Below are 26552 nucleotides of genomic sequence, written 5' to 3' on the forward strand. Positions count from 1 at the left end.
GGCGCCTCCGTCGTAGGAAGAGCCATTGCGCTTTCCGAATCCGGGATTTGAGCCGTTGAACAGGCCCGTCATCGTCAGTGAAGAGGCGCTGGTCGCGCCGGTGGTGGTGCCCGATCTCGCCACGCCAGCCGCCGCGACGGCCGCAGCCACGGCCGGGCCGGCCTACGTCGTGCTGGCGGGCATCAGCCTGTCGCATTTCCTCAACGACACGATGCAGTCGCTGATCGCATCGGTATATCCGATCCTGAAAGACAATTACGCGCTCGACTTCGCGCAGATCGGCATGATCACGCTGGCGTTCCAGTTCACCGCGTCGCTGCTGCAGCCGGTGGTCGGGCATTTCACCGACAGGAAGGCACAGCCGTTCTCGCTCGCGATCGGCATGGGATTCACGTTCTTCGGTCTGCTGCTGCTCAGCGTCGCCCAGCAATACCCGGTGATCCTGATCGCGGCGGCACTGGTCGGGCTGGGCTCGGCGGTGTTCCATCCGGAGTCGGCGCGGATCGCCCGGCTGGCCTCCGGCGGGCGTTACGGTTTCGCGCAATCGGTTTTCCAGCTCGGCGGCAGTTTCGGAACGTCGATGGGGCCGCTGCTGGCAGCGCTGATCGTGGTGCCGTTCGGCCAGCCCAGCATCGCCTGGTTTTCCTCGATCGCGTTCCTGGCCATCATCATCCTGTGGCGGATTGGGCTCTGGTACCGGCCGCAAATCGCGACGAAGATGACGCCGCCGCCGTCGCATCCGGACGCGCCGGGTTCGCGCCGGGTCAAGATCGCGCTGGTGGTGCTGGTCGCGCTGCTGTTTTCCAAGCAGCTCTATGTCTCCAGCCTGTCGAGCTATTACATCTTCTACCTGATCGAAAAATTTCAGGTATCGACCCAGGCGGCGCAGCTCTATCTGTTCCTGTTTCTCGCGGCCAACGCCGCCGGCGCCTTCTTCGGCGGATCGCTCGGCGATCGCTTCGGCCGCAAATACGTCATCTGGTTTTCCATTCTCGGTGCGCTGCCCTTCACGCTGGCGCTGCCCCATGCCGGGCTGTTCGCCAGCGCGGTGCTGACGGTGTTCATCGGCCTGATCATTTCATCGGCGACGTCGTCGATCATCGTGTTCGCGCAGGAACTGATGCCGCACCGGTTCGGCATGATCTCCGGGGTGTTCTTCGGATTCGCATTCGGCATCGGCGGCGTCGGCGCCGCGGTGCTGGGCAGGGTCGCCGACCATACCGGTCTCGAATTCGTCTATCAGGTCTGCGCGTTCCTGCCGGCAATCGGGCTGCTCGCGGTGTTCCTGCCGAGGATGCCGAAAGCTTCGCGCTGATGGCGAATGTAAACGCGGCGACCGCCGAATTTCCGTCAACACATCGTTAGCGATTGTGGCGATTCCGCCGTTTTCCGCGACTGTTCTCGTTGCTGCAGGAAATTCTCCAAACGCGATCGGAAAAAATGTATCCGCGTTTGCAGCATGCGGTGGCGTGGCAAATTATTGAAATTTCGCATGATCTCGTCACCGGCCGCGCACGCGAAGCACGTCCTGCGCAACGAATTATCAACCTTAATAATTAGGGTTAAGTGCCGCTTAAGGATTTTGAGGCATCTTCCGACCGTGAGTTTTTGATGTGAGGCCTCCGTTGTCTGCCTCACCGGACAAAAGGACGAAGCCAATGCGTAGCGTTAAGTTTCTCGTTGCCGCCGGAGCGGCATCAATGTTGTCGTCGGTAGCCTTCGCCGCCGACATGGCCATCATGCCGCCGCCGGCATACGCACCGCCTCCGGTCGTCGAGGACTTCGGCGGCTGGTACCTGCGCGGCGATATCGGCTTCAGCAATCAGAAAGTCGATCGCCTGACCAACGCGCTCGACGCCGGCCTCACCACCCAGAGCCAGACCCACAGCTTCGGCACCGCGGGCATCTTCGGCCTCGGCGTCGGCTACAAGGTCAACAACTGGTTCCGCGCCGACATCACCGGTGAGTATCGCGGCAATTCGCAGTATTTCGGCAAGGACAACATCACCTATCCCGGCGGCATCGGCACCGATACCTATCACGCCACCAAGAACGAGTGGGTGGTGCTCGGCAACGCCTATGTCGATCTCGGCACCTGGTGGTGCATGACCCCGTTCATCGGCGCCGGCGTCGGCGGCGCGCGGGTTGCCATCAACGGCTTCACCGATCAGAGCATCGCCAACAATGGCGGCGGCGCGCTGCCGGGTCTCGCCTACGGCGACAACGTCGCAAAGTGGAATCTGGCATGGGCGGTGCACGCCGGTGTCGCCTACAAGGTCACGCCGAACTTCACCGTCGAACTCGCCTATCGCTATCTCGACATGGGCGACGGCCTGACCGGCGACCTGCGCACCTTCGACGGCGTCAACAACGTCAACAACCCGATGACGTTCAAGAACATCACCTCGCACGACCTCAAGCTCGGCGTGCGCTGGGATCTGAGCAGCCCGCCGGTCTACGCGCCGCCGCTGATGCGCAAGGGCTGATCGAACCCTCGATTGCTTAACACTTCCTAACGGCGCGGGATTTTCCCGCGCCGTTTTGTTGTGCGCGGCCGTGCGCTTCGCAGGGCCCGCTGCCGGAGTCGATCGAAAAAAATCGCGGTTCTTCAACAGAACATGCCGATCGCGGGCCGGCGACAACCATTGGTTAAGGTTAACGGGGGATGATCAGCGCCAGGTAAGAGTGGGTTCGATGGAGCGTTGCAATGCGTAGGATTTTGCTGGCTGCGGTAATGTTCGGGGCGGCGTCCGGCGCCGAGGCGGGTGACCTCCTGGATCTCCCGATCCTGCGTGGCGCCTTCACGGACGGGCTGAACAGCCGCCCGGCCAACTGGCAGGGCGCCTATGTCGGCGTCCAGGGCGGATACGGCACCTCCAACATGAATTTCTCGGGTTCGACCCGAACGATCGCCGCGAGCTTGTTGTCCGGCACCGAGATGGAGAACCAACAGCAGATTTCGTCATGGCCGATCATGGGGAAAGTCTCGGTCCATGGCAGCGGGTGGGGCGGGTTCGCGGGTTACAACTCGCAGTGGGACGACGTCGTTGTTGGTTTCGAAGCAAGCTACCTGCATGGCAGTTTCGGGGGATCGCAGACCGACAGCATGTCGAGATTCTTCTCGCTGCCGTCCGGTTCCACCAACAGCGCGACGTATCAAGGCACCTCGGCGATCACGATTTCCGACATGGCCTCGCTTCGTGTCCGCGCCGGCTATGCGTGGGGCGCCTTCCTTCCCTATGCGTTCGGCGGCGTCGCGCTCGGACAAGCCAACATCACCAGGACCGCCCGCATTTTTGGAACCCAGGTCAACGCGGCCAACCCTCCTCCGTTTGACAATGTGCCGTTCGACGTGAGCGCGACCGAGGCCAACAACAGCAAGCTGATCTACGGCTATTCCTTCGGCCTCGGCGTCGATGTGCAATTGGTATCGAACCTGTTCTTCCGGGCGGAATGGGAATATTCCCGCTTCGCCACGGTTATCGACACCAATGTCAGCACCGGTCGCCTTGGACTGGGCTACAAATTCTGATTCATCTGTCTGCGCTGCCGCGGCGCTATTGACAGAGCTGCTTTTGCCTGTTGCTCTGTTGCGTCAGCGGATGGCAGCAGACGATGAAAATCCACGGCGATACAAATTCCGGCAATTGCCTGAAGGTGAAATGGGTCTGCGATCATCTCGCGCTGCCCTATGACTGGGTCAGTGTCGACACGCTGAAGGGCGAGACGCGCACCACGGAGTTTCTCAAGCTCAATGGCGCGGGTCAGGTTCCGACGGTCGTGTTCGACGACGGCCGCGTGCTGGCCCAGTCCAACGCCATCATCCGCTATCTCGCGCGCGGCAGCGATCTCATTCCGAAGGATGACTTTGCCGCGGCGAAGATGGACGAATGGCTGTTCTGGGAACAGTACAGCCACGAGCCCTATGTCGCGGTGTGCCGCTATCAAATGGTGTATCTCGGCAAGGCGGCATCCGACCTCGACCCCGACAAGATCAAGCGCGGCTATTTCGCGCTGGCGCGAATGGAACAGCAGCTTGCGGCGACGCCGTTCCTGGTCGGCAACGCCGCCACACTCGCGGATGTGTCGCTGCTAGCCTATACGCGGGTGGCGCATGAGGGTGGTTTCCACCTCGATGGCTACGGCTCGATCCGGCGATGGATCGCCGAGGCCGAACGCTCCCTCGGGCTGGAGCCCGTGCGTTAGGGCATTTGTTCCCGACGCCTGGATTCGCAAGCCGCTCAGCGACAGCGACTGTCACCGGCCTGTGAATGCCTGATCTTCGGTACAATACCTGCTCGGCCGAAAGTTCCTTGACCATTCCAGGCGATTCCACTAATCACCGCGGCGGGACACCTCCCCCCAACGGGAGGCTAGCTATCTGGAAGGATAGAACATGACTGCTGCGAAGCCCGCATTGCGGCCGAATGTGCCGCATTTCTCCTCCGGCCCCTGTGCCAAGCGCCCCGGCTGGACCGCCCATAATCTCAAGGATGCCGCCCTTGGCCGTTCGCACCGCGCGAAGATCGGCAAGGCCAAGCTCAAGCTCGCGATCGAGTTGACGCGCGAAGTGCTTGAAGTGCCGGCCGGTTACAGGATCGGCATCGTGCCGGCGTCCGATACCGGCGCAGTCGAAATGGCCCTGTGGTCGCTGCTCGGCGCGCGGCCGGTGACCACGATCGCGTGGGAATCCTTCGGCGAAGGCTGGGTCAGCGACATCGTCAAGGAATTGAAGCTCAAGGACGTCATCAGGCTGCATGCCGGCTATGGCGACATCCCGGATCTTTCCAAGGCCGATCCCGCTTCCGACATCGTCTTCACCTGGAACGGCACCACGTCAGGCGTGCGCGTTCCCAATGCCGACTGGATCAGCGCCGACCGCGAAGGCCTCACCATCTGCGACGCCACCTCGGCGGCGTTCGCGCAGCCGCTCGACTGGGCGAAGCTCGATGTCGTGACCTTCTCCTGGCAGAAGGCGCTGGGCGGCGAAGCCGCGCACGGCATGCTGGTGCTCAGCCCGCGCGCGGTGGCGCGGCTCGAGAGCTACGTGCCGGCCTGGCCGCTGCCGAAGATCTTCCGCATGACCAAGGGCGGCAAGCTCAACGAGGGCATCTTCGAAGGCGAGACCATCAACACGCCGTCGATGCTGTGCGTGGAGGATTATCTCGACGCGCTGAACTGGGCGAAGTCGGTCGGCGGCCTCAAGGGCCTGATGGCGCGTGCCGACGCGAATACGAAAGTGCTGGCCGACTGGAAGGCGAAGACGCCGTGGATCGATTTCCTGGCGACAGACCCGGCGATCCGTTCCAACACCTCGGTGTGCATGAAGGTGATCGATCCCGCCATCACGTCGCTGAGCGCGGATGCGCAAGCCGATTTCTCCAAGAAGCTGGTCGCTCTGGTGGAGAAGGAAGGCGCCGGCTACGACTTCGCGCATTATCGCGATGCGCCCGCGGGCCTGCGGATCTGGTGCGGCGCCACGGTGGAATCCGGCGACGTCGCGCTGCTGACGCAGTGGATCGACTGGGCGTTCGCGGAAATGAAATCGACGCTCGCGAAGGCGGCATAGATCTCCATACCCATCATCGTCATGGCCGGGCTTGACCCGGCCATCCATCCAGGAAGATGGACCCGCGGATCAAGCCCGCGGGTGACGGTATCAAATGCATCGTCCATCACGGATCACATCCCATGACAAAGCCCAAAGTTCTCATTTCCGACGCGCTGTCGCCCGCCGCCGTGCAGATCTTCAAGGATCGCGGCATCGACGTCGATTTCCAGCCCAACCTCGGCAAGGACAAGGACAAGCTCGCCGAGATCATCGGCAATTACGACGGGCTGGCGATCCGCTCGGCGACCAAGGCGACCGCCAAGATCATCGAGAAGGCGACGCGGCTGAAGGTGATCGGCCGCGCCGGCATCGGCGTCGACAATGTCGAAATCCCGGCCGCCACGGCCAAGGGCATCATCGTGATGAACACGCCGTTCGGCAATTCGATTACCACGGCGGAACATGCGATCACCCTGATGCTGGCGCTGGCGCGCGAGATTCCGCAGGCCGACGCCTCCACCCAGGCCGGCAAGTGGGAGAAGAACCGCTTCATGGGAGTCGAGATCACCGGCAAGACGCTGGGCGTGATCGGCTGCGGCAATATCGGCGCGATCGTCGCCGACCGCGCGCTCGGCCTGCGCATGAAGGTGGTCGCGTTCGATCCGTTCCTGTCGCCCGAGCGTGCCAAGGATATCGGCGTCGAGAAGGTCGAGCTCGACGAGCTGTTCAAGCGCGCCGATTTCATCACGCTGCATACGCCGCTGACCGAGAAGACGAAAAACATCATCGACGCTGCGGCGCTGGCGAAGATGAAGAAGGGCGTGCGCATCGTCAACTGCGCGCGCGGCGGGCTGGTCGACGAGCAGGCGCTGGTCGATGCCCTGAATACCAAGCATGTCGCGGGCGCCGCGTTCGACGTGTTCGTCGAGGAGCCGGCGACCTCGAACGTGCTGTTCGGCCATCCCAACGTGATCTGCACGCCGCATCTGGGCGCCGCCACCACCGAAGCGCAGGAGAATGTCGCGCTGCAGGTCGCCGAGCAGATGTCGGACTATCTGCTGAGCGGCGCGATCTCAAACGCGGTCAATTTTCCGTCGATCACGGCGGAAGAGGCGCCGAAGCTGAAACCGTTCATCGAACTGGCCGAGAAGCTCGGCTCGTTCGCGGGCCAGCTCACCGAGAGCGGCATCCTCAAGGTGCAGATCACCTATGAAGGCCAGGTCGCCGAAATGAAGATCAAGGCGCTGACCTCGGCCGCCCTGTCGGGCCTGCTGCGGCCGATGCTGGGCGACATCAACGTGGTTTCGGCGCCGGTGGTTGCCAAGGAGCGCGGCATGGTGGTCGACGAGGTCGCGCGCGCGGCGCAGAGCGATTACGAGAGCCTGATCACCGTGACCGTCACCACCGAACGGCAGGAACGTTCGGTATCGGGAACCGTCTATGCCGACGGCAAGCCGCGGCTGGTCGATATCAAGGGCATCCGGGTCGACGCCGAATTCGGCAAGTCGATGATCTACGTCACCAATGAGGACAAGCCCGGCTTCATCGGCAAGTTCGCCGGCCTGCTCGGCGACGCCAAGCTCAACATCGCCACCTTCCACCTCGGCCGCATCAAGCCGGGCGGCGATGCCATCGCGCTGGTCGAGGTCGACGGCGCCGTGCCGGCTGACGTGCTGGCCAAGGTGCAGGCGCTGCCGCAGGTCAAGCAGGCGAAAGCGCTGGTGTTCTAGCTTCACGGCGCGCGTGCTCTCACCCTCCTCTTGATAGGGAGGGTAAGATACTCCCTTCGCCTATCGCCCCCACCGCGCGCGCCCCGCCGCCGCCTTGGCCGCGCCTTACGGTTACCTCAATCGAACCGGTTCCATGACCGCGGCGTCTCATCACAGGTGGTGATGCGACTCCCGTTGGCCGGGGTTGCTTGACCGGTTAGGGGCCATGGCGCCGAGAGTTCAGGGAGGCAAATTCATGCGAACGATTGCGAACATTCTTGTCACGGCCAGCCTGGTCGCGGTTGCGGCTCTGGCCGCCATGCCGGCGCAGGCGGCCGAACTCGAGGCCATTTCGGCCGTCGATGCCGTCACGGTCTATCCGGATGGCGCCAGCGTGACGCGCGTCATCACGCTCGACCTGCCATCCGGCGACAGCACGTTGGTGGCGAAGGATTTCCCGCTGGCGCTGGATCCGTCCTCGCTGCGGGTCGAGGGCGAGGCGGGGGCCAGGTTCACCATCGGCGCCATCGACACAAGGCCGCCGCGCGCGGCGCCGCCGGTCAACCTGCCGGAACTCGACAGGCGCATCGAGGCGCTGAAGGACGAGCGCGCCAACCTCGCAGGCGCAATTCATGCCGCCACCGCGCGCCGCAAATTTGCCGAGCGCTTTGCCGAGGCTTCGCCCGCCGGATTGGGCGAGAAGGGCGAGGCGCGTCCGCTCGCCGAGTGGCGCGCGGCCTTTGCCGCGGTCGCCGAGGAAGTCGCCAGCGCGGGCGCCGCGATCCGCGACGCCGAACGCAAGCAGAGCGACATCGACCGCGAGGTCGCGCGGCTCGAATCCGACCGCGCGGCCAAGCCGCCGAGCAAGCTCGAAGTGCGGATCGATCTCGCCGCCGCCACGGCTGCGAAGGCGACGCTGCGGGTGACCTACGCCGTGCGTCAGGCGCGCTGGACGCCGCTGTACGACGCCAGGCTCGACACTGGGGGCAAGGACCGCAAGCCCGGGCTCGAACTGGTGCGCCGCGCCGAGATCACACAGACCACGGGCGAGGACTGGTCGAACGTCGCGCTGGCCGTATCGACGGTCCGGACCGCGCGGGGCGGCAGCGCGCCCGAGCTGAATTCACTGATCGTGCAATACCGCGAAACTCCGCGTCCGCTGGCCGCGGGCGCTGCCCTGGATGCGGCAAAACCTCGCTCTATGCCGGCCCCGATGGCAGCGGAGGCTGTCGCCCGGCGCGCCGACGAGCAGGAAGCCGCGGTCGAAGTCGGCGGTTTCCAGGTCACGTTCCGGATTCCCGGCCGGATCAGCCTTGGCGCCAGCGAAGGCGCCAAGAGCCTGCGCGTGTCCACCGCGACCATCGCGCCCGATCTGGCGGTGCGTTCCGCGCCGGTCAGGGATCCCTCGGCATTTCTCGAAGCCCGTTTCACGCAGGGCGAGGATGCGCCGCTGCTGCCGGGCCGGGTCTCGATCTATCGCGACGGTGTGTTTGTCGGCCGCGGCCTGATGACGGGCGCGGCCAGGGGCGAGCCGGTGCGGCTCGGTTTCGGCGCCGACGACAAGGTCAAGATCGAACGCACCGTGGTCAAGCGCAACGAGGGATCGGCGGGCCTGATCGTGACGACCTCGAAGACCGACGAACGCAGTTTCAAGACCACCGTGCGCAACGGCCATGACTTCCCGATCAGGATCGCGATCGAGGACCAGTTGCCGGTCAGCGAGAACGAGGAAATCCAGGTCGAGATGCTGCCGTCGACGACCGCGCCGACCGCGACCAACCTGCGCGACCGCCGCGGCGTGCTGGAATGGGCGTTCGAGGCCAGGCCCGGCGAGGTCAGGGAAATTGCCTTCGCCTGGCGCGTGCGCTGGCCCAAGGACAAGACCGTCGTGATGCCGGGCGGGTAGGGCGGCTGTTTCTTCTTCCCCTCTCCCCTTGCGGGAGAGGGTGGATCGAATGGGCTTGCGCATTCGAGACGGGTGAGGGGTCTGTCTCCGCGGATAGAGACCCCTCATCCGCCGTCGCTTCGCGAAGGCACACCTTCTCCCACAAGGGGAGAAGGGAAGAACAGAGAAGCGAATGCCTTACTTCGCCTTCAGGAAATCGCCGACTTCCAGCAGCACGAACTCGTTGTCGTCGGCCTTGTTGGGATCGCGGCTCGACGAGAACGGCAGGTTGTTGTCGTTGCCGACGATGATGTGGGTGGCATCGACGCGATCGACGTTCTCGATGGTGAAGAACGGAAAGGTCAGCACGCCGTCGTTGAGCGGCTTCTTCGCCTTCTTGTCGGGGTCGCGGATCTTCATCAGGTCGATATAGGCGATCTTGCGCACCGGCTTGCCGACATTGGCGTCGGAGAGTTCGACCTTGTAGACCCGCTTGAATTTAGCCAGGTCCGGAAAGCAGTTCTCCCCGCGGGTGCCCTGCGGGCAGGCCTTGTCCGCGGTGCCTTCGCCGTTGTCGCGTTCGATGATCAGGCCGCTGGTGGCATCGATCATGTTGAAGTCACCGATCGCAAGGCCGTTGTGCTCGAACACATAGTGCCAGTAGCGGCCGGTGAATTTTTCCGCCGCGACGTCGAATTCGAGGATCCGGGCGGCTTCCTTGCCGTCGACCTTTTCGACGTCCTTCTTGTCGGCGTCCCACATCGGGCCTTCCAGCAGGCCGTACAGGAACTTGCCGTCCTTCGATGCCGCGAAGCCTTCATAGCCTTTGGAGCGGCGCAAATTGACTGACGTGTAGCTCGCGCCGGGTGTTGCCGGCGACTGCACCGACCAATGATCCGGCGAACGCACCGGCTTGCCGTCGGCCATGGTTTCGAACATCGCCAGCACCTTGCCGGTCTTGTCGGCCTTCAGGATGTAGGGGCCGAACTCCTCGCCGATCCAGAAAGTGTCGCCGATGATCTGAAAACCTTCGGTGTCGAAGTCGGCGCCGGTGAGATAGCGCTTGGCGGTATCTTCATGCAGGATGCGGAACGGTATCTTCTTGTCGGGATCGTGCAGGAAGATGGTTTCCTGGCGGTCGATCTTGCCGGTCGCCCAGTCGATCTTGTGCCGGTTCAGGTACAGCATGGAATCGGCCGAGTTGTAGCGCGAGCCCATGCCATTGTCGGTGAGCACCCAGAACGATCCGTCGGGCATCACCTTGATGCCGGAATGGCCCTGCAGCGGCTGGCCCTTGAACGGCAGCGACACGCCGGTCGGGCGCTCGTAGGATTTTCCCATCACGCTGCCGACGGCGTCCACCCGGCGGCCGGTGGTGTATTTGCCCGCGGTCTTGAGATCGGCCGGTGCGTCGGCGGGCGCGTCGACAAAGGATTGCGCCGGCAGCACGGCATGGCCCTTGAGCGTGGCGGGAAATTCGCCTTCGCCCTGCGCGAACGCGGCCCCCGTAGCCAGAACGATCGACGCGACGGAACAAAGCAACGACATGCGCATGGTTAGTCTCCTGGAGTTGACCATGCGGTGTTCTGCGCAGCGTGCATTACAGCACGCTGACGGCTTTATGAAACGTGCGTGACGCCTGTGGACGGCGTGCGGCTTGCGCGCCGCCGCCGAACCCTCGATGCCTTGGCAGGGCTAACTGTTGGGGCCGCGGTCCATGCCGACCGGCTGCCAGCGCCGAAGCGAGGTATTCTGCAGCACCGACGGATTGACGCAACTCACCGGCCACATGCCCTGCAGCACCAGCGATAATTCGTGGCCGACGCGGCGCTTGCGCGCCTCGTCGAAGCGTGCCGATGCCGAGGCGACGTGGGCGGTGAGGGTGACGTTTTCCATGCCCAGCAACGGATTGTTGTGGGACGGCGGCTCCTTCTCCAGGACGTCGAGGGCGGCGTGGGCGATCCAGCCTTCCTGCAGTGCCTTGATCAGCGTCTCCTCGTCGACGGTCGGGCCCCGGCCGGTGTTGATGAAGATGGCGGTCGGCTTCATCTGCCGGAAGTGCTTTTCACCGAGCATGTGGTGAACCTCCGGCCGTGCCGGGGCGTGCATCGACAGAAAGTCCGACTGCGACAGTACTTCGGACAGGGTTGCCGGCATGACGCCATGATCGGCCATCAGCGTTTCCTGAATGAAGGGATCATAGGCCATCATTCTCAGTCCGAACGGGGCGGCGCGCCTGGCGACGGCGCGGGCCACCCGGCCGAACGAGATGAAACCCAGCGTTTGTCCCATCAGCCTGGGGATCTTCAGCAGGGCCGGCCGGCCCTCCGGCCAGCGGCCTTCGCGGACCAGCCGGTCCTGCGCGACCAGCCGGCGAAAGCCGGCCAGCAGCAGCATCATGGCGTGGTCGGCGACTTCCTCGATGAAGGTGTCGGGAATGTTGGTGACGGGAATGCCGCGCGCGGTGGCGGCTTTCACGTCCACGCTGTCGACACCGACGCTGCCGAGGGTGATGACCTTGCAGTTTTCGAGGGCGTCGATCACCGCTTTGGTGATCGGCATGCCCTTGGCGTAGACGGCATCGGCATTCCTGGCGGCGGCGATGAATTCCGCCTCATTGGCCGGGGCTTCGACGATCTCGGCGTCGATCGGATCGAGCGCTTCCTTCTCATAATCATAGCCGCCGCCGGCCACGGTGAAACTCGCACCCTTCGGCGTCACCACCCTGTATTTCGGCATTTCCTTGCTCCCCGATTTGACATCTCGGTGTTGATTATGACTGCGACGTTCGTCGCCGCCTCTATTCCCATCTTGATCAGCTTATTCGAGGACTGACGGAGAAAGGTCGGCACAGCGCAAAAAGCGCCTTGCCGACCCTGCAACGGACTCTACTGCTTCTCGATTCCGGCGCCCTTGATCAGCTTCTCCCACACCACCAGCTGCTCCTTCAGGAACGCGGCGAACTCTTCCGGAGGGCCTGAAAACGCCTCCATGCCGCGGTCGGCGAGCTGGCCCTTGATGTCCGGTCGTTCGACCACCTTGCGGATCTCCGCGTTCAGTCGGGTGACGATATCCTTCGGCATGTTGGCCGGTCCGAGATAACCCTGCCATGACGTGATGTCGAAGCCTTTCACCGTGGCATCCATGGTGGGAAGTTCGGGCAGCAGGGCCGAGCGCTGCTTGGTCGTGACCGCAAGCGCCTTCAGCGCCTTGGCGTTGACATGGGGCAGGCCGGTCGGAACATCGATGAACATCATGGAGACGCGCCCGGCGATCAGGTCGGTCAACGCGGGCGGCGAACTCTTGTAGGGAACGTGAAGCAGTTCTATGCCGGCGAGGCTGGCGAACGTCGCTCCCGACACGATCGCCGCGGAACTGCCGCTGGCATAGGAATACTTGCCCGGATCCTTCTTGGCCAGCGCGATCAGTTCGGCTACCGAGTTTGCCGGAATATCCGGGTGAATCACCAGCATGAACGGCAGATCGCCGGACCGCGCGATCGGCGTGAAGTCCTTGATCGGATCGTAGGTCATGTTCTTCATCAGATAGGGATTGGCCGAATGCGGCGTATTCGTCGACACCATCAGGGTGTAGCCGTCCGGGGCGGATCGCGCCACATGGCTCGCGGCGAGCGAGCCGTTGGCGCCCGGCTTGTTTTCGATCACGATGCCGACGCCGAGAGCGGTGCCTAGTTCCCTGGAGATAATCCGGGTCGTGGTGTCGGTGCCGCTGCCGGCGGCGAACGGCAGCACCAGCGTGATGGTGCGGTTCGGGTAGGGCGCCTGCGCGGATGCGGCGGATGTCAGTCCGGCGAATGCCAATGCGAAGGCTACGGCCGCGCGCAGGCGTTGTGTCGATGGCAAAATCATTCCGTTTCGTCTCCCTTGGAGCCTTCTTGGGGCTTTTCTGATGGCTTTCTCGCCGGCCACGCTAGCCTGCCGGGGGCCTAAACGAAAGCCCGTCTGCGCCGCGAATGATCGGGGCACTGCGGGGTCAACCGGCCGCCGATGCCTGCCTTGAGGCGATCACCACGCCGGCCAGCACCAGAAGATATCCCGTCAGATGGAACAGCCGCGGCTGCTCGCCGAGCAGCAGGATCGCCATCGCCGAGCCGAACACCGGCACCAGATGCAGGAACGGCGCAGCGCGGTTCGGTCCGATCAGCGCGATGCCGCGGTTGAAGAACAGGTAGGCCAGCGTCGATGGAAAGATCATGACATAGACGACCGTCGCCAGCGTCAGCGCATCGGGCTTCAGCCGGACACCCGCCGAAAATTCGAGAATCGAGAACGGCAGCAGCAGCACCGCGCCGCAGCCGATGGTGAAGGAAATCAGCGAGAGCTGGTGTATTTTCGGCCGCCGGGTGATCAGCGCCGAATACAGCCCGAAACTCAGCACCGCGCCGGCAAACATCACGTCGCCGCGGTTGAACCGGATGTCGACCAGGGCCGCGAGATCGCCCCGCAAGAGGATGGTCAGCACGCCCGCCAGCGAGATCGTGATGCCGGCGAACTGCGCCGATGTCAGCCGCATGCCGAACAGAAGCAGTGACCACAGCGCCACGAAAAGCGGTCCCGACGACTGGATCAACAGGGCGTTCAGCGCCTCGGTATATTGCAGCGCCCAGTAGGAAATCGCATTGTTGAAGGCGAATCCGGTGGCCGACAGGGCCACCATCAGAGGCAGGCGGGCGCGCAGCGCCGGCCAATCCTGTTTCAGATGCGGCCAGGCAAACGGCATCAGCATCAGGAAGGCGCCGATCCAGCGCACGCAGGACAGAGTCATCGGTGGCACATGGCCGGCGACATAGCGTGCGAGCACGATATTGCCGGCCCAGAACAGCGAGGTCAGGCTCAAGAGCAGATAGGGCTGGTGATTGAGCCACCTGACCGGACCGGGGGCAGGCGGCGGCGCGGGAGTTGTCATGTGCTTCAGGACGGAGTTGTGCCGGAATCCTGCCGCGCGACAAGCCCCGCATCCGCAATGCTACAATGCCGGAATCAAGCGAAGGAGGAGCAGGCGATGGGCGTGGATCTGTTGAATATCGAAGGGCTGAAGGAGCTGGAGCACCAGGGGCCGGTCGTGATGGTGAACCTGATGCGGTTTCACGACCGCTCGCTCGACGGCGACGGCTCGGGTTGGGATGCGTATCTGCGCTACAGCGCGCTGACGGTGCCGATGATAAAGGCGCGCGGCGGCACCCTGCTGTGGACCGGCGACGCCAAGACGGTCGCGCTGGGCCGGCTGGACGGCAACCAATGGAATTATCTGGCGCTGGTGTATTATCCCTCGGTCGCCGCTTTCATCGACATGATGACCTCTGCCGATTACGAGACACGATGCGATCCGCATCGCCGCAACGGCTGCGCCGAGCACGTGATCATCGCGACCGCCGAGGCCTACAGCAAATTCAAGATGGGTTAGTGGCACACAAGTTTTGCGTCGTCCCGGCGAAGAACGCCGGGACCCATAATTCCGATCGTTCGTTGGTATGCGAAGTCGTCCAACAGCATCTTCACGACGCAAGCCGCCGCACCAGATCCGGAGTTATCTCGCCAATGCTGCGGATTCCCAGCAGCGCCAGGTCGCGATTGATCTCGTCCATCAGCAGGGTCAGCGCGCGCTGCACCCCGGCTTCGCCGCCGGCCACCGCCGCATATAGCAACGGCCGGCCGACGAAGACGAATTGCGCGCCCAGCGCCAGCGCCTTGATCACGTCGGTGCCGCGCCGGATACCGCCGTCCAGCATCACGGTCATGCCGCCGGCTTCGGCGGCGATTTCCGGCAGCGTGCGCAAGGCCGACACGGTAAAGTCGAGCTGCCGGCCGGCGTGATTCGAAATGATGACACCATCGACGCCGCTTTCGCGTGCGATGCGGGCATCCGCAGGCGAGATCAGGCCCTTGACCACCAGTCTGCCCTTCCAGCGGCGACGGATCATCTCGACATGCTTCCAGGCGAGCTGGTCGCGATGGCCGATGTTGCGCATCAGGTTCTTGGCCAGCACCGGCGGCCCGCGCTTGGCGTCCATGTTCTCGAAATGAGGCATGCCGTGGTTCATCAGCGTGCGGGCCCAGACGCCGAACAGCCAGTGCGGATGGGTCACGGTATCCCACGCGACGCGCGGCGTGATCGCCAGCGGGACCTGAAAACCGTTGCGGATGTTGTTCTCGCGGTTGGGCGGTACCGGCACATCGGCGGTCACGACAAAGGTGTCGTAGCCGGCGGCGGCGACCCGGTCGACCAGCGGCTCGATGCGCGACGGCTCGCCGGCGAGGTAAGCTTGGTACCAGGCATCGGGATTTTCGCGCCGCACGTCTTCCAGCGTGATCAGTGACGAGGCGCTGAGGATCATCGGCAGGTTCATCGCGGCCGCCGCGCGCGTCAGCACGATGTCGCCGCGATAGGCGCACAGCGCCGACGAGCCCATCGGCGGAATGCCGAACGGGGCCGCATAGGTCTTGCCGAACAGCGTGGTGGTGTGTTCCCGGCCGGAGACGTCGTTCAGCACCCGCGGCACGAAGCCGTATTCCTCGAAGGCGCGGCGGTTGTCGCGCACCGAGGCGTCGGTCTCGGCACCGCCCGAGATATAGCCATAGAGAAATTTCGGCAGCCGCCGCCGGGCTGTCGCCTCGAAATCGTCGAGCGAAAGGTAACGCCGCAAGGCGCGGGGCACGGCGTCGGTCGAGCGTTGCACTGTGGGTGGCGGAGGGGTGAGCGCGGTTTTGTCGTGCACGTCGGCGAGCCTTCTTCGGGGGATCTTGACCTCGATGGTGAGACAGCGCGGCTTGAGGGTCAAGCGCCGCCGCGCGCGACCTGCCTAGCGCCTGGCCGGAGGACGGCCGCCGAGCTTCTGGTCCGCCTTGATGATCGACTGGCTGACATCCTGCAGCATGCGGCGGGTATCCGCCATCAGGACGCCGGAGCGCTTGTCGAAACTTTCGATCAGTTCGCGAAGCGAGATCACGGTCGGCAGCAGGTCGCCGCCATATTTGGCGCTGCCGAGGCTCGCCAGAAACGTTTCCGTCTGGGCAAGGCTGCCGTCGATGCCTTTCAGGACATCGTCGGCGGCATCGACCACGTCGGTGATCTGTTGGCCGCTGCCCGCGAGGCTCGCCGTAAAGGTCTCGAAGTTGAGCAGTGTATCCTTCACCGCCACCTGATTGTCCTTGATGATACGGTCGATGTTGCGCAGCGCCACCCGGATCTTTTCCTGCACGTCCAGCAGCGCATCCGGATCGGCCGTCAGCACCGGCACGCCGTCCGTGTCCAGCGGAACCGGAGGGCCGTTGATCGCGCCGCCGATCAGCGAGATCGCCGCCACGCCGGTCAGTCCCTGAAATTCGAGCCCTGCCTCGGTGTCCTTGCGAATCGGAGCGGCGCTGTCGATCATCGCCAGCGCGACCACCCGGCGCGGGTTGTCCAGCGTCAGCGAGACCACCTCGCCGACCCGGATTCCGTTCAGATTGACGCTGCCGCCCTCGTGAAGGCCGGATGCGGAGCCTTCGAAAACGACCCGAAGCGGTACCTGCCCCTGGATGCCGGCGTACTTCCGGATGCCGAGAAACGCGCCGAATCCCCCGGCGATCAGCACCAGGGTCAACGTTCCGATCATCAGGCTGCTCGCCCGCGGTTTCATGTTCGGTATTCCAGCTTTCGACAGCGTGAAGGGATAGCGCAATTGCCGCGCCCCGTCACCGCTTTCCGGACCAGTGAGGGGTCACGCCGCGGGCGAGGGTCTGCGCGAGGCGACGAAAACACCGGTGAGAACCAGCGCGAAGCCGATCACGTGGAACAATCGCGGATGCTCGCCGAGAAAGACGATGGCCATCGCAGCGCCGAACATCGGGACGACGTGAAAGAACGCTGCGGCGCGGTTGGCGCCGATCAGGTGCACGCCGCGATTGAAGCACAGATAGGCCAGCGTGGAAGGGAACACCGCGACATAGACCAGCGTCAGCAGATTGGCGGTGTTGAGCTGCATCATCGGCCGGGTCATGAGTTCCCAGACCAACAGGGGAATCAGGGCGGCGGCGCCGCAGCCGAAGGTGAAGCCGACAAAGGACAGGCCGTGGATCTGCGGGCGCCTGAAGGACAGGGTGGAGTACAGCCCGAAGATCACCAAGGCGGTGACGAAGATGAGGTCGCCGAAATTGAACTCGATGTTCTTCAGCGTCGTCAGGTCGCCCTGCAGCAGGATGACCAGCACGCCCGCCAGCGACACCGCGAGCCCGCCGGCCTGCGCCAGCGTCAGCCGGATGCCGAGCAGCAGCAGCGACCATATTGCGACGAACAGCGGCGTGGATGACTGCAGCAACAGCGTGTTCAGCGCCTGGGTGTGCTCGAGCGCCCAGTATTGCATGGTGTTGAAGGCACTGATCCCGGTGACGGAAAGGATCACCATGGTGCCGAGCCGGCCGCGGATGGCGCCCCAGTCGCGCACCAGATGCTTCCAGGCGAACGGCAGGATGATGAGAAATGCCAGCGACCAGCGCAGGAACGACAGCGTGACCGGCGGAATATGTCCGGCGGCGAGCCGGCCGACGATGGCGTTGCCGGCCCAGCACAGCGCAGTAATCGACAGCAGCAGATAAGGCTGGTTGGCGATCCAGTTCCCGGAAGTCGCGGCGCCGGTGGTGGGGTTGGAAGCAGACATTCTCTGGGCTCGGTTCATGGCGCCGCGCCCGGCCCGGCAGGGCCGGGCCGGAATGTTCACCCGGCATGCCTCACAGACACGGGTTCTGGCCGTCTTTCAATGGCGGAAGACGCATCGCGACCATGCGGGAGTTGGCGCGATCAGACCGCCAGCGCGTGCGCGACCGCGCCCGCGGCGATCGCGGCGTCATGGGGGTCGATTTCGATCTGCAATCCGCGCTGCCCGCCATTGACGAAAACGGTCAGGTGGTTCAGCGCCGTCTGCTCGAGCGCCACCGGCACGCGCTTTTTCTGCCCGAACGGGCTGATGCCGCCGACATGATAGCCTGTCAGCCGTTCGGCATCGGCCGGGCGCATCATGTTCGCCGACTTGCCGTCAAACGCCGCCGCGAGCTTCTTCATGCTGACTTCGCTATCGGCCGGAACCACCACGCAGACCGGCTTGCCGTCGACTTCGGCCATCAGGGTCTTGAGCACGCGGTTGGGGTCGACGCCGAGCGCCTCGGCGGCCTGCAGCCCGGTGCTTTCGGCACTGGAATCGTAGACATAGGTGTGCAGCTTGAAGGCGCAGCCGGTCTTGCGCAGCGCCAGGGTCGCAGGCGTGGTCTTCGACATGGGCCATTGCTCCGGGATCTCGTGCCGGGAGTTCAGATAGCAATTTTCGGGGCGGTAGCGTAACGGCGTGGTGGCCACTGTATCGCCGGCGTTGTTCCTGCCGCAAGAGCAGGGCCGTTGCTCCGCCGATCCTCGCCGTGCCCTCGCGCCGCCACAAATCTTGTGGGGATATCAATGGGTTGGAGAACCTCCAACCCGGTCGAATGCCCCCGTTCCTGCTTGCTTCGATAGCCTGCATCCTTTATCCGATGGTATGCCTCGCATGCGAGCGGCCCCGGCCGTGATTTAGGCTGGGCGCTTGATCCGGAAGATTGGGAACCGATTTTCCGAACCGATCATTCTCGGACCGAAACAGTTGCAGAGGGAAGTCTTTCGAAATGGCCAATGTCGTCGTCGTCGGCGCCCAATGGGGCGACGAAGGGAAGGGCAAGATCGTCGACTGGTTGTCGGAGCAGGCCGACATCGTCGTGCGCTTCCAGGGCGGACACAATGCCGGCCATACGCTCGTCATCAACGGCGTCACCTACAAGCTGGCGCTGTTGCCCTCCGGCGTGTTGCGGCCCTCGAAGCTGGCGGTGATCGGCAACGGCGTCGTGTTCGACCCGCAGGCCTTTCTCGACGAGGTAACCCGGCTGACAGGCCAGGGGGTCGCCATCAGTCCGGAGAATCTGCGCGTCGCGGAGAACGTTACGCTGATCCTGCCCCTGCATCGCGAACTCGATGCGCTCCGGGAGTCGGCCAGCGCCCTGACTGCGATCGGCACGACGCGGCGCGGTATCGGCCCGGCCTATGAAGACAAGGTTGGCCGCCGCGCCATCCGGCTGATGGATCTCGCCGATCTCGACACCCTGCCGCACAAGATCGACCGCCTGCTGACGCACCACAACGCGCTGCGCCGCGGCCTCAAGCTGGAGGAAATCGACGGCGCCGGCATCCTGAAGGAATTGAGCGCGCTGGCGCCGCAGCTCTTGCCCTACGCCGAGACGGTATGGCGGTTGCTCGACCTCAAGCGCCGGGAGGGCAAGCGCATCCTGTTCGAGGGCGCGCAAGGCGCCTTGCTGGACGTCGACCACGGCACCTATCCCTATGTCACCTCGTCCAACACCGTGGCGGCTCAGGCGGCGACCGGTACCGGCATGGGGCCGTCGGCGGTCGGCTATGTCCTCGGGATCTGCAAGGCCTATACGACCCGGGTGGGCCAGGGCCCGTTCCCGACCGAGCAGGACAACGAGATCGGCCGCAAGATCGGCGAGCGTGGCCGCGAGTTCGGCACCAATACCGGCCGGCCGCGGCGCTGCGGCTGGTTCGACGCGGTGCTGGTGCGCCAGACCGTGCGGACCTGCGGCATTCACGGGCTGGCGCTGACCAAGCTCGACATTCTCGACGGCTTCGATTCGATCGAGGTCTGCACCGGCTATACGCTGGACGGCAAGGAAATCGACCATTTGCCGGCAGGCGAAGGCGCGCAGGCCCGGATCAAGCCGGTCTACGAGACCATCGAGGGCTGGAAGGAACCGACCGCCAATGCCCGCTCCTGGGCGGATTTGCCGGCCCAGGCCATCAAATATGTCCGCCGGGTCGAGGAACTGGTGGGTTGTCCCATCGCCTTACTTTCCACCAGCCCCGAACGCGAGGATACTATTCTGGTGCAGAACCCGTTTGAGGCTTAACGAGATGTTACCGGAAGGCCGGCAATGTGAAGGCCTGCAATATTGAGACGATATGGCTGATTACTACCCGCTGATCGCCCGCGCCATTGCCGGCCTGGACCCCAGTGCCCCCGGCGAGAGCCGCCGCGCCCTGTACGAACGGGCCCGCGCCGCGCTGATCGCGCAACTGCGCAGCGTGCAGCCGCCGCTCAGCGAATCCGAAATCACCCGCGAGCGGCTGTCGTTGGAAGAGGCCGTTCGCAAGGTCGAATCCGAAGCCGCCCAGCGCGCCCGGGACGCCTCGCGCGGCGGCGCTCGCGCCGGCGATTCATTTCGCGCCACCACCAAGCCACCGGCGCGGCCGGGTGAGCCGGCGCCGCCGGTTGTCGCGCAGCCGCAGCCACCGGCTTCCCCGCCGGTGCCGCCGCGTCCCCGTCCGCCGTTGTCGCCGCCCGCGCGCAACGAACGTCCGCCGCTCGGCCAGGACGATCGCCCGCGCGCCCCACGCCCCGACGCTGCTCCGCCGCCGCCGCGTCCGCTGCAACCGCAGGTCCCGATGCAGGATCCGCAGCTGCCGCCGACCCGCGAACGCACCGGCGCGCCGCGCCGCGGCCCCGACAACAACGCGCCGCAGGCGCCGGGCATGCGCGGCTTCCGCGACATCGCCGCCGACGCCGACGATCTCGGCCGCGCGGCGGCGCAGGCCAACCGCTCGGCGCGAAAGACCTACGCCAACGTGCCGTCGCCCTCGCCGGAATTCGACCGGCTCGAGCCGAGCATGGAGAACCGCGGCGCCGATCCCGACGCGCCCTATTCCTACGACGAATCCGTCGAGGAGGCGGAGCGCTACGCGCCCTCGACGCAGCCGCAACAACCGCCGCAGCGCCCGCAGCGTTCGCGCCTGACCCAGGACCGCGAGAGCGAGGCGAAGAAGCGGATCCGGTCCGGCACCGTGTTCCCGTTCAAGAGCGCGATCGCGGTCGGCGTCGTGCTGATCCTGGTCGGCGCCGGCATCCTGTGGGGCAAGTCACTGGTGACGACGGTCAGCGGGCTGTTCAAGTCGCAGCCGGTGGCGGACGCGCCGAAGGATCCGTCGACGCCGCTGTCGAAGCCGAAGATTCCCGATCGCGTCGGTCAGCCGTCGTCGACCGACCAGGTCGCCCCGGTGGCGCAGCGCGTGGTGCTGTATGACGAGGATCCTTCCGATCCCAAGGGCAAGCAATATGTCGGCTCGGTGATCTGGCGCACCGAACAGGTCAAGGCGTCCGGCGCCCAGAAGGCCGATATTGCCGTGCGCGCCGAGATCGAGATCCCCGACCGCCAGTTCAAGATGACGATGTCGTTCCTGCGCAACACCGACACGTCGCTGCCGGCCAGCCACACCGCGGAACTGACCTTCATCCTGCCGCAGGATTTTGCCGGGGGCGGCATCGGCAACGTGCCGGGCGTGCTGATGAAGTCCAACGAGCAGGCCCGCGGCACGCCGCTGGCGGGCTATGCGGTGAAGGTCACCGACGGCCCGAAGGCGCTGTTCCTGGTCGGCCTCTCCAACATCGAGTCCGAGCGAACGCGCAACATCCAGCTGTTGAAGGAGCGCTCCTGGTTCGACGTGCCGCTGGTCTATGTCAACCAGCGCCGCGCCATCATCGCCATCGAAAAGGGCGCACCGGGCGAACGCGCCTTCAACGAGGCCTTCATGGCGTGGGGCGAGTAAGGGGCTACGTTCGATCCCGTAGAGATCGGATGGGGCCGGTGGGCGCAATCCGGGAACGCTGCGCGCGAGTGGCCCCGGATTTTGCAAGGCTCACTCCGGACCGGGAGTCAGGTGGCCGCAACACCACAACCCGTCATCCTCCGCGAAAGCGGAGGATAAAGTACGCCGCGGCCTGTCGATTTTACCTACTGTCTCTGGAATACTGGATCGCCCGCATTCGCGGGTTGCGCTTCGGCAAATTCCGCTATGTTACGAAGAAATCTCGAGAGCAACCCATGAAGCGCTATCTGATCTTCGCCGCTGTCGGCCCCTTTCTCGGCGGCTTCCTGCTGCTGTTCGCCACCACCTATGCCTCCGGCTACTGGACCCAGATCAGCGCCGCGGAGGTGGCAAAACTGTTCGTGGTGTTCGGCAAGACGCTGCAGTTCGCCTATCTGTTCGGCATCGTGCCGGCACTGATGATGGCGGCGGTGGACGACATCCTGTTTCACGTCCAGCGGATCAACTGGGTGGCGCGGGTGCTGATCGTCGGGGTGATCGCCTTTGCCACGGCGCTGTTGATCTACGGGGGCCAGAGAACGGACCCCGGCGCGCTCCAGTTCATTCTGTATGGCCTGCCGGGCTTCGTCCCCGCGACCGTGGCGTCATGGCTGGCGCACAAATACGCCGAGCCGCGGCCGGTAGCGACCGCATAGCCGCGACGGCGTGACGCAACTTGCGGCCGTTTCGCGCGTTACCATGTGATGACCATGTCGAACGAAGAAATCATCTCTCCCAACTCCGCGCGCGGCCGGAAGACCGGGTTTCGCGGGGCCGAGGCGCTTGGCCCCATCATCGATCAGGACGGCCGCGAGGTCCCTCCTGAGAGGCTGGGTCCGCAGGTCGGCGGCGTCAAGTTCGAGTTCGGAACGTCGAGCAATCCGTTCGGAAATCTCACCCGCGAGCAGCGGCTGGCGCGGCTCGAAGCCCTGTCGAAGCTGCTCGATGTCGCGTTCGTCGTGCCAGGCACCAACATCCGTTATGGCATCGACGGCCTGATCGGATTGGTCCCGGTGTTCGGCGATATCATCACCACGGCGATTTCGCTGTGGGTGGTGCGCGAAGCGCGCGCGCTGGGCGCGCCCTGGTATCTGACGACCCGGATGCTGGGCAATGTCGCGCTCGACGGCGTGGTCGGTCTGGTGCCGATCGCAGGCGACGCCTTCGACGTCATGTTCCGCGCCAACGTTCGCAACGTGCGGATGCTGCAACGCTGGCTGGAAAAGCAGCCGCGCTGAACATTGGACGATGTCGACTTGGATTCATTCACCTCTCCCGACGGGAGAGGTGAAGTAAGCATGCGCCCAGGTAAAAAGCCTACCGGAAGAGATTCTTACGCGGCGTCCGCGTTGGCGTCGTTACCGGCGGGCTCGGGTTCGGGGGCACGCGGGCGACGCTCGAGCGGAAAGTCCTGGCTTTCATACAGCGTGCGAATGCCGCTCTGGTCGAAGCGGGCCTCGTCGACCTGGAGATACGCGCCGTTCAGCGAATCCGCCGGCAATTCCTCGATCGCGAAGCGAACCGCTTCGGCCGCGGTGCCAAACCGCCGGTAGGCGAAGCCCGCCCGCTTCTTCTTGCGGATCGCGGCAGGAAACAGTTCGGCGGCAGTATTGTAACTGAAGGCAGCCATGGTCAGTGACCTCTAATCTTTTTCGTGAGGACGCGATTCGGAAACCGCGAACGTGTCGTGCGGGCGGGGCTCAAGGGCGCCGTCGGCACACGTCATTTCAGGACAGTCTTTAATATAAGCTCGTTTGCCAGAAATGCGACTCCTGACAGGCCGGATGATGAATCCGCGCATCCTGGTACCGCTTTCGTATTTAGTTATGATATTTCAATGGCTTGCGCGGGTCAAAGCTTGCCGAGCAGCAGCAGGATGAGCAGCACGACCAGAATGACGGCGCCGAGACCCATGCCGGAGTGGCCAAAGCCGTATCCATAGCCGCCGAACCGGCCGCTGAAGCCGCCCAACAGGAAAATAATCAGGATGATGACGAGTATCGTTCCGAGCGACATGGCACTCTCCCCCGAGAGGCGGCCGGCGAACGGAAATCCGCCGCTACGCCTCCGGTAGCCAAGCATATCCCGGGCCAGGGTTCCATCGCGGGAACGACCGGCTCCTCGTCCCAGCTATTTCGGCTGCAGCTTCAGGGCCGCCGAATTGATGCAGTAGCGCAGGCCGGTCGGGCCGGGGCCGTCCTCGAACACGTGGCCGAGATGGCCATTGCATTTCGAGCACAGTACTTCGGTCCGGACCATGCCGTGGCTGATGTCGCGTTCCTCGTCGACATGGCTCTCCAGCGCCGGCTGGGTAAAGCTCGGCCAGCCGCAGCCGGAATCGAACTTGGCGTCGGATTCGAACAGCGTCTGGCCGCAGCCGGCGCAGATATAGGTGCCGGCGCGATGCTCATGCTCGTATTCCCCGGAGAACGGCCGCTCGGTGGCCTTCTCGCGCAACACCGCATACTGCATCGGCGTCAGTTCCTTGCGCCACTCGGCGTCGCTCTTCTCGAGCCTGCCGTCCGTCGTCCTGGTGTCAGACATTCATCCTCCTCGTGAATTGCGCCTTCAGTTGGTGGCCTTCGCCTGGCTCACCAGCGTCGGCTTCGCCGTATAGTGCTCCGCGAAGATCTTCTTCAGGTTCTCGACCTTCGGAAGGTCGTGCATGCGGATATAAGGCTGGTTCGGGTGCAGCGTCAGGTAATCCTGGTGATAGGCCTCGGCCGGATAAAACGCCTCCAGCGGCCCGACCTTGGTCACGATCGGCTTTCTGTAGACTTTGGCGGCGTTGAGCTGGGCGATATAGGCCTCCGCCACCTTCTTCTGCTCGTCGGAATTGGTGAATATCTCCGAGCGATAATGGGTGCCGACATCGGGGCCCTGGCGGTTCAACTGCGTCGGGTCGTGCACGACGGAAAAGAAAATCTGCAGCAGCTTGCCGTAGCTGATCTTCTTCGGGTCGTATTTGATCTCGACCGTCTCGGCATGGCCGGTGGCGCCGGTCGTGATCATGGTGTAGTTCGCGGTCGCCTTGCTGCCGCCGGCATAGCCGGATACCGCGTTCAGCACGCCCGCGGTATGCTGGAACACGCCCTGCACGCCCCAGAAGCAGCCCCCGGCGAGGATGGCGGTCTGGACTCCGTCGGTGGCTTTGGCGTCGACCGCGGGGGCGGGAATGATCACGGCGTCTTCGGCCGCGCGCGCGGGCGCGAGGGCCAGGGCTGAGATCGCCAGCGCGCTGAGCGCGGCGGCTCCAAGCGAAAGGCGGGTGAAGCTGCGGGACATGGGGTTTCCTCAGGGGTCAGCGGATGGGTGAGCAGTTTAATGAGGCTGCCACGGTTCGCAACGCCGGCGGCCTGCCCGATGTCCCCAAGATACGCGGCGGGACGGGGGTTGTTACGGCCGAATGCACACGAGTTCGTGAACCTTCTCCCTTCCCCACCGCTTCGCGGGAGGAGGGGATGCGCCGGCTCAGATCACCACGCTCAGCCGCTTGGCGGCGCGCGTAATGCCGGTGTAGAGCCAGCGGGCGCGGCTTTCCTGGAAGGCAAAACTTTCGTCGAACAGCACCACGTCGTCCCATTGCGACCCCTGCGACTTGTGCACCGTCAGCACGTAGCCGTAGTCGAACTCGTCATAGGGTTTGCGCTGTTCCCACGGGATGGTGTCGATGGCGCCGCCGAAGCAGTCGCCGCGCACCGACACCTTCGTCACCTTGTGCCCGAAGTCTTCATCCGGCGACAATCGCATGGTGATGATCTGGGATTTCGACGCTGCACGCGACTTCACCCGCCACAGCCCGCCATTGAAGAGGCCCTTCTTGCGGTTGTTGCGCAGGCACACCAGCTTGTCGCCGGCAACGGGAAGGGGATCCTCGATGTTCTGCTTCTGCCGCACCCGCATGTTGTAGGCACGCCGGGTATTGTTGCGGCCGACCAGCACCTGGTCGGCCTGCATCACCCTTTCGGGATCGAGTTCGTTGCGCGACACCACCTGGCTCTCGCCGTAGCGGCCGATATCGAGGTCGCGGCCCTCGCGCACGTCCATCGACATCCGGATGATCGGGTCGTCCTGGGCCTGGCGATGCACCTCGGTCAGCATCACGTCGGGTTCGCTGTCAGTGAAGAAGCCGCCGCCCTGGATCGGCGGCAACTGCGCGGGGTCGCCGAGCACCAGCAGCGGACATTCGAACGACATCAGGTCGCGCCCGAGTTCGGCGTCCACCATCGAGCATTCGTCGATCACGATCAGCTTGGCTTTCGAGGCCGGCGCGTCGTCCCACAGCTCAAAACTCGGCTGCTCGACGCCGGATTCGCGCGCGCGGTAGATCAAGGAGTGGATGGTGGAGGCGTTGTCGCAGCCCTTGTTGCGCATCACCAGGGCGGCCTTGCCGGTGAAGGCCGCGAATTTCACCCCGCCCTCGACGCCCTCGGCGATGTGCCGCGCCAGCGTGGTCTTGCCGGTACCGGCATAGCCGAACAGCCGGAACACCGGCGGCGTGCCGTTCCTGCCCGGTTTGGCCTTGAGCCAGTCGGCAACGGCTTTCAGCGCGGCGTCCTGATGCGGCGTAAAGGTCGGCATGGGATCTCGATAAAGGGGAGAGACGGGCAGCGAGTGCGACCGCGACTCACCTGTCAAAGCTAACCATTCGCGCTGCTCTTGCAAGGCGACTTCCGCCGCGCGGAATTGCGGGGAGGCCGGACACTGAAGCAGGCTGGACTCACGCTTTCACGGG

General features: G+C 64.4%; 25 protein-coding genes. 12 read left to right on the plus strand and 13 right to left on the minus strand.

Translation table 11 applies throughout. The features are described from left to right. Nucleotides 1-55: 55 nt before the first annotated feature. The 7 genes from Q8R73_RS05910 to Q8R73_RS05940 all read left to right on the plus strand — a co-directional run bounded on the left by Q8R73_RS05910 (nucleotide 56) and on the right by Q8R73_RS05940 (nucleotide 9166). Nucleotides 56-1315 (plus strand): MFS transporter, encoded by a 1260-nt coding sequence (locus tag Q8R73_RS05910; RefSeq protein WP_305718600.1) that lies wholly within the window; start codon nucleotides 56-58, stop codon nucleotides 1313-1315. Between the two features lie 343 nt (nucleotides 1316-1658). Then, on the plus strand, nucleotides 1659-2486 hold the full coding sequence (locus Q8R73_RS05915; protein WP_305718601.1) for an outer membrane protein: 828 nt from the start codon (nucleotides 1659-1661) through the stop codon (nucleotides 2484-2486). Nucleotides 2487-2707: 221 nt separating this feature from the next. Continuing rightward, nucleotides 2708-3532, plus strand: a complete 825-nt coding sequence (locus Q8R73_RS05920; RefSeq protein WP_305718602.1) for an outer membrane protein — start codon at nucleotides 2708-2710, stop codon at nucleotides 3530-3532. Nucleotides 3533-3615: 83 nt separating this feature from the next. Continuing rightward, the gene (locus Q8R73_RS05925) at nucleotides 3616-4206 is read left to right on the plus strand and encodes a glutathione S-transferase family protein (RefSeq protein WP_305718603.1); all 591 of its coding nucleotides are present in this window, start codon (nucleotides 3616-3618) and stop codon (nucleotides 4204-4206) included. Nucleotides 4207-4396: 190 nt separating this feature from the next. Continuing rightward, complete coding sequence (locus tag Q8R73_RS05930; protein WP_305718604.1) at nucleotides 4397-5569, plus strand: phosphoserine transaminase; 1173 nt, start codon at nucleotides 4397-4399, stop codon at nucleotides 5567-5569. A gap of 122 nt (nucleotides 5570-5691) precedes the next feature. Beyond that, nucleotides 5692-7281 carry a phosphoglycerate dehydrogenase gene (gene serA / locus Q8R73_RS05935; RefSeq protein WP_305718605.1) on the plus strand — a complete coding sequence of 530 codons (1590 nt, stop codon included), beginning with the start codon at nucleotides 5692-5694 and terminating at the stop codon, nucleotides 7279-7281. 235 nt (nucleotides 7282-7516) lie between these two features. Then, nucleotides 7517-9166, plus strand: a complete 1650-nt coding sequence (locus tag Q8R73_RS05940; RefSeq protein ID WP_305718606.1) for a mucoidy inhibitor MuiA family protein — start codon at nucleotides 7517-7519, stop codon at nucleotides 9164-9166. 177 nt (nucleotides 9167-9343) lie between these two features. On the opposite strand, the gene Q8R73_RS05945 is transcribed toward Q8R73_RS05940, so the two are convergent. The 4 genes from Q8R73_RS05945 to Q8R73_RS05960 form a co-directional block, all read right to left on the minus strand. Next, entirely contained in the window at nucleotides 9344-10699 is a 1356-nt protein-coding gene (locus tag Q8R73_RS05945; protein ID WP_305718607.1) for an esterase-like activity of phytase family protein, read from the minus strand. Between the two features lie 141 nt (nucleotides 10700-10840). Continuing rightward, a complete protein-coding gene (locus Q8R73_RS05950; RefSeq protein WP_305718608.1) occupies nucleotides 10841-11884 on the minus strand; it encodes a C-terminal binding protein in 1044 nt (347 codons plus the stop codon). 149 nt (nucleotides 11885-12033) lie between these two features. Then, nucleotides 12034-13014, minus strand: a complete 981-nt coding sequence (locus Q8R73_RS05955) for a tripartite tricarboxylate transporter substrate binding protein (RefSeq protein ID WP_305718609.1) — start codon at nucleotides 13012-13014, stop codon at nucleotides 12034-12036. Nucleotides 13015-13138: 124 nt separating this feature from the next. Continuing rightward, nucleotides 13139-14071 carry a DMT family transporter gene (locus Q8R73_RS05960; protein WP_305718610.1) on the minus strand — a complete coding sequence of 311 codons (933 nt, stop codon included), beginning with the start codon at nucleotides 14069-14071 and terminating at the stop codon, nucleotides 13139-13141. Between the two features lie 96 nt (nucleotides 14072-14167). Here Q8R73_RS05960 and Q8R73_RS05965 point away from each other — a divergent pair, with 96 nt between their 5' ends. After that, the gene (locus tag Q8R73_RS05965; protein WP_305718611.1) at nucleotides 14168-14569 is read left to right on the plus strand and encodes a DUF1330 domain-containing protein; all 402 of its coding nucleotides are present in this window, start codon (nucleotides 14168-14170) and stop codon (nucleotides 14567-14569) included. Between the two features lie 91 nt (nucleotides 14570-14660). Here Q8R73_RS05965 and Q8R73_RS05970 read toward each other — a convergent pair whose 3' ends face one another. From Q8R73_RS05970 to ybaK, 4 genes are all read right to left on the minus strand, one after another. Continuing rightward, nucleotides 14661-15821 (minus strand): alpha-hydroxy acid oxidase, encoded by a 1161-nt coding sequence (locus Q8R73_RS05970; protein WP_371126040.1) that lies wholly within the window; start codon nucleotides 15819-15821, stop codon nucleotides 14661-14663. Between the two features lie 144 nt (nucleotides 15822-15965). Continuing rightward, entirely contained in the window at nucleotides 15966-16784 is an 819-nt protein-coding gene (locus tag Q8R73_RS05975; RefSeq protein WP_305718613.1) for an MlaD family protein, read from the minus strand. 81 nt (nucleotides 16785-16865) lie between these two features. Further along, on the minus strand, nucleotides 16866-17801 hold the full coding sequence (locus Q8R73_RS05980; protein WP_305718614.1) for a DMT family transporter: 936 nt from the start codon (nucleotides 17799-17801) through the stop codon (nucleotides 16866-16868). A gap of 140 nt (nucleotides 17802-17941) precedes the next feature. Next, complete coding sequence (ybaK, locus tag Q8R73_RS05985) at nucleotides 17942-18415, minus strand: Cys-tRNA(Pro) deacylase (protein WP_305718615.1); 474 nt, start codon at nucleotides 18413-18415, stop codon at nucleotides 17942-17944. A 377-nt stretch (nucleotides 18416-18792) separates the two neighbouring features. Between ybaK and Q8R73_RS05990 the strand changes: the two genes are divergently transcribed. The 4 genes from Q8R73_RS05990 (at nucleotide 18793) to Q8R73_RS06005 (ending at nucleotide 23055) form a co-directional block, all read left to right on the plus strand. Then, a complete protein-coding gene (locus tag Q8R73_RS05990; RefSeq protein ID WP_305718616.1) occupies nucleotides 18793-20085 on the plus strand; it encodes an adenylosuccinate synthase in 1293 nt (430 codons plus the stop codon). Between the two features lie 52 nt (nucleotides 20086-20137). Continuing rightward, entirely contained in the window at nucleotides 20138-21778 is a 1641-nt protein-coding gene (locus Q8R73_RS05995) for a hypothetical protein (RefSeq protein ID WP_305718617.1), read from the plus strand. Between the two features lie 275 nt (nucleotides 21779-22053). Continuing rightward, complete coding sequence (locus Q8R73_RS06000; protein ID WP_305718618.1) at nucleotides 22054-22473, plus strand: DUF5413 family protein; 420 nt, start codon at nucleotides 22054-22056, stop codon at nucleotides 22471-22473. A gap of 54 nt (nucleotides 22474-22527) precedes the next feature. Beyond that, entirely contained in the window at nucleotides 22528-23055 is a 528-nt protein-coding gene (locus tag Q8R73_RS06005; protein ID WP_371126039.1) for a DUF4112 domain-containing protein, read from the plus strand. A 95-nt stretch (nucleotides 23056-23150) separates the two neighbouring features. Here the strand turns inward: Q8R73_RS06005 and Q8R73_RS06010 are convergent, their stop codons facing one another. The 5 genes from Q8R73_RS06010 to Q8R73_RS06030 all read right to left on the minus strand — a co-directional run bounded on the left by Q8R73_RS06010 (nucleotide 23151) and on the right by Q8R73_RS06030 (nucleotide 26398). Then, on the minus strand, nucleotides 23151-23447 hold the full coding sequence (locus Q8R73_RS06010) for a hypothetical protein (RefSeq protein WP_305718620.1): 297 nt from the start codon (nucleotides 23445-23447) through the stop codon (nucleotides 23151-23153). Nucleotides 23448-23668: 221 nt separating this feature from the next. After that, nucleotides 23669-23833, minus strand: a complete 165-nt coding sequence (locus Q8R73_RS06015; protein ID WP_305718621.1) for a DUF3309 family protein — start codon at nucleotides 23831-23833, stop codon at nucleotides 23669-23671. Nucleotides 23834-23947: 114 nt separating this feature from the next. After that, nucleotides 23948-24361, minus strand: coding sequence for a peptide-methionine (R)-S-oxide reductase MsrB (gene msrB / locus Q8R73_RS06020; protein WP_305718622.1), 414 nt, complete (start codon nucleotides 24359-24361; stop codon nucleotides 23948-23950). 24 nt (nucleotides 24362-24385) lie between these two features. Further along, complete coding sequence (gene msrA, locus Q8R73_RS06025) at nucleotides 24386-25102, minus strand: peptide-methionine (S)-S-oxide reductase MsrA (protein WP_305718623.1); 717 nt, start codon at nucleotides 25100-25102, stop codon at nucleotides 24386-24388. A 186-nt stretch (nucleotides 25103-25288) separates the two neighbouring features. Continuing rightward, complete coding sequence (locus Q8R73_RS06030; protein WP_305718624.1) at nucleotides 25289-26398, minus strand: ATP-dependent RecD-like DNA helicase; 1110 nt, start codon at nucleotides 26396-26398, stop codon at nucleotides 25289-25291. Nucleotides 26399-26552: the final 154 nt, after the last annotated feature.

The organism is Bradyrhizobium sp. (genome assembly GCF_030697065.1).
In the GTDB taxonomy this organism is placed as follows: Bacteria; Pseudomonadota; Alphaproteobacteria; order Rhizobiales; family Xanthobacteraceae; genus Bradyrhizobium.

Excerpts from the sequence above, each read along its gene's own strand:
- Q8R73_RS05995 (WP_305718617.1), top strand. The coding sequence starts at position 20,138 with ATGGCTGATTACTACCCGCTGATCGCCCGCGCCATTGCCGGCCTGGAC.
- serA (WP_305718605.1), top strand. The coding sequence starts at position 5,692 with ATGACAAAGCCCAAAGTTCTCATTTCCGACGCGCTGTCGCCCGCCGCC.
- Q8R73_RS05955 (WP_305718609.1), bottom strand. The coding sequence starts at position 13,014 with ATGATTTTGCCATCGACACAACGCCTGCGCGCGGCCGTAGCCTTCGCA.
- msrB (WP_305718622.1), bottom strand. The coding sequence starts at position 24,361 with ATGTCTGACACCAGGACGACGGACGGCAGGCTCGAGAAGAGCGACGCC.
- msrA (WP_305718623.1), bottom strand. The coding sequence starts at position 25,102 with ATGTCCCGCAGCTTCACCCGCCTTTCGCTTGGAGCCGCCGCGCTCAGC.
- Q8R73_RS05930 (WP_305718604.1), top strand. The coding sequence starts at position 4,397 with ATGACTGCTGCGAAGCCCGCATTGCGGCCGAATGTGCCGCATTTCTCC.
- Q8R73_RS05980 (WP_305718614.1), bottom strand. The coding sequence starts at position 17,801 with ATGTCTGCTTCCAACCCCACCACCGGCGCCGCGACTTCCGGGAACTGG.
- Q8R73_RS05925 (WP_305718603.1), top strand. The coding sequence starts at position 3,616 with ATGAAAATCCACGGCGATACAAATTCCGGCAATTGCCTGAAGGTGAAA.
- Q8R73_RS05990 (WP_305718616.1), top strand. The coding sequence starts at position 18,793 with ATGGCCAATGTCGTCGTCGTCGGCGCCCAATGGGGCGACGAAGGGAAG.
- Q8R73_RS05920 (WP_305718602.1), top strand. The coding sequence starts at position 2,708 with ATGCGTAGGATTTTGCTGGCTGCGGTAATGTTCGGGGCGGCGTCCGGC.
- Q8R73_RS06005 (WP_371126039.1), top strand. The coding sequence starts at position 22,528 with ATGTCGAACGAAGAAATCATCTCTCCCAACTCCGCGCGCGGCCGGAAG.
- Q8R73_RS05960 (WP_305718610.1), bottom strand. The coding sequence starts at position 14,071 with ATGACAACTCCCGCGCCGCCGCCTGCCCCCGGTCCGGTCAGGTGGCTC.
- Q8R73_RS05950 (WP_305718608.1), bottom strand. The coding sequence starts at position 11,884 with ATGCCGAAATACAGGGTGGTGACGCCGAAGGGTGCGAGTTTCACCGTG.
- Q8R73_RS05965 (WP_305718611.1), top strand. The coding sequence starts at position 14,168 with ATGGGCGTGGATCTGTTGAATATCGAAGGGCTGAAGGAGCTGGAGCAC.
- Q8R73_RS06000 (WP_305718618.1), top strand. The coding sequence starts at position 22,054 with ATGAAGCGCTATCTGATCTTCGCCGCTGTCGGCCCCTTTCTCGGCGGC.
- Q8R73_RS06030 (WP_305718624.1), bottom strand. The coding sequence starts at position 26,398 with ATGCCGACCTTTACGCCGCATCAGGACGCCGCGCTGAAAGCCGTTGCC.
- Q8R73_RS05945 (WP_305718607.1), bottom strand. The coding sequence starts at position 10,699 with ATGCGCATGTCGTTGCTTTGTTCCGTCGCGTCGATCGTTCTGGCTACG.
- Q8R73_RS06015 (WP_305718621.1), bottom strand. The coding sequence starts at position 23,833 with ATGTCGCTCGGAACGATACTCGTCATCATCCTGATTATTTTCCTGTTG.
- ybaK (WP_305718615.1), bottom strand. The coding sequence starts at position 18,415 with ATGTCGAAGACCACGCCTGCGACCCTGGCGCTGCGCAAGACCGGCTGC.
- Q8R73_RS05940 (WP_305718606.1), top strand. The coding sequence starts at position 7,517 with ATGCGAACGATTGCGAACATTCTTGTCACGGCCAGCCTGGTCGCGGTT.
- Q8R73_RS05975 (WP_305718613.1), bottom strand. The coding sequence starts at position 16,784 with ATGAAACCGCGGGCGAGCAGCCTGATGATCGGAACGTTGACCCTGGTG.
- Q8R73_RS06010 (WP_305718620.1), bottom strand. The coding sequence starts at position 23,447 with ATGGCTGCCTTCAGTTACAATACTGCCGCCGAACTGTTTCCTGCCGCG.
- Q8R73_RS05915 (WP_305718601.1), top strand. The coding sequence starts at position 1,659 with ATGCGTAGCGTTAAGTTTCTCGTTGCCGCCGGAGCGGCATCAATGTTG.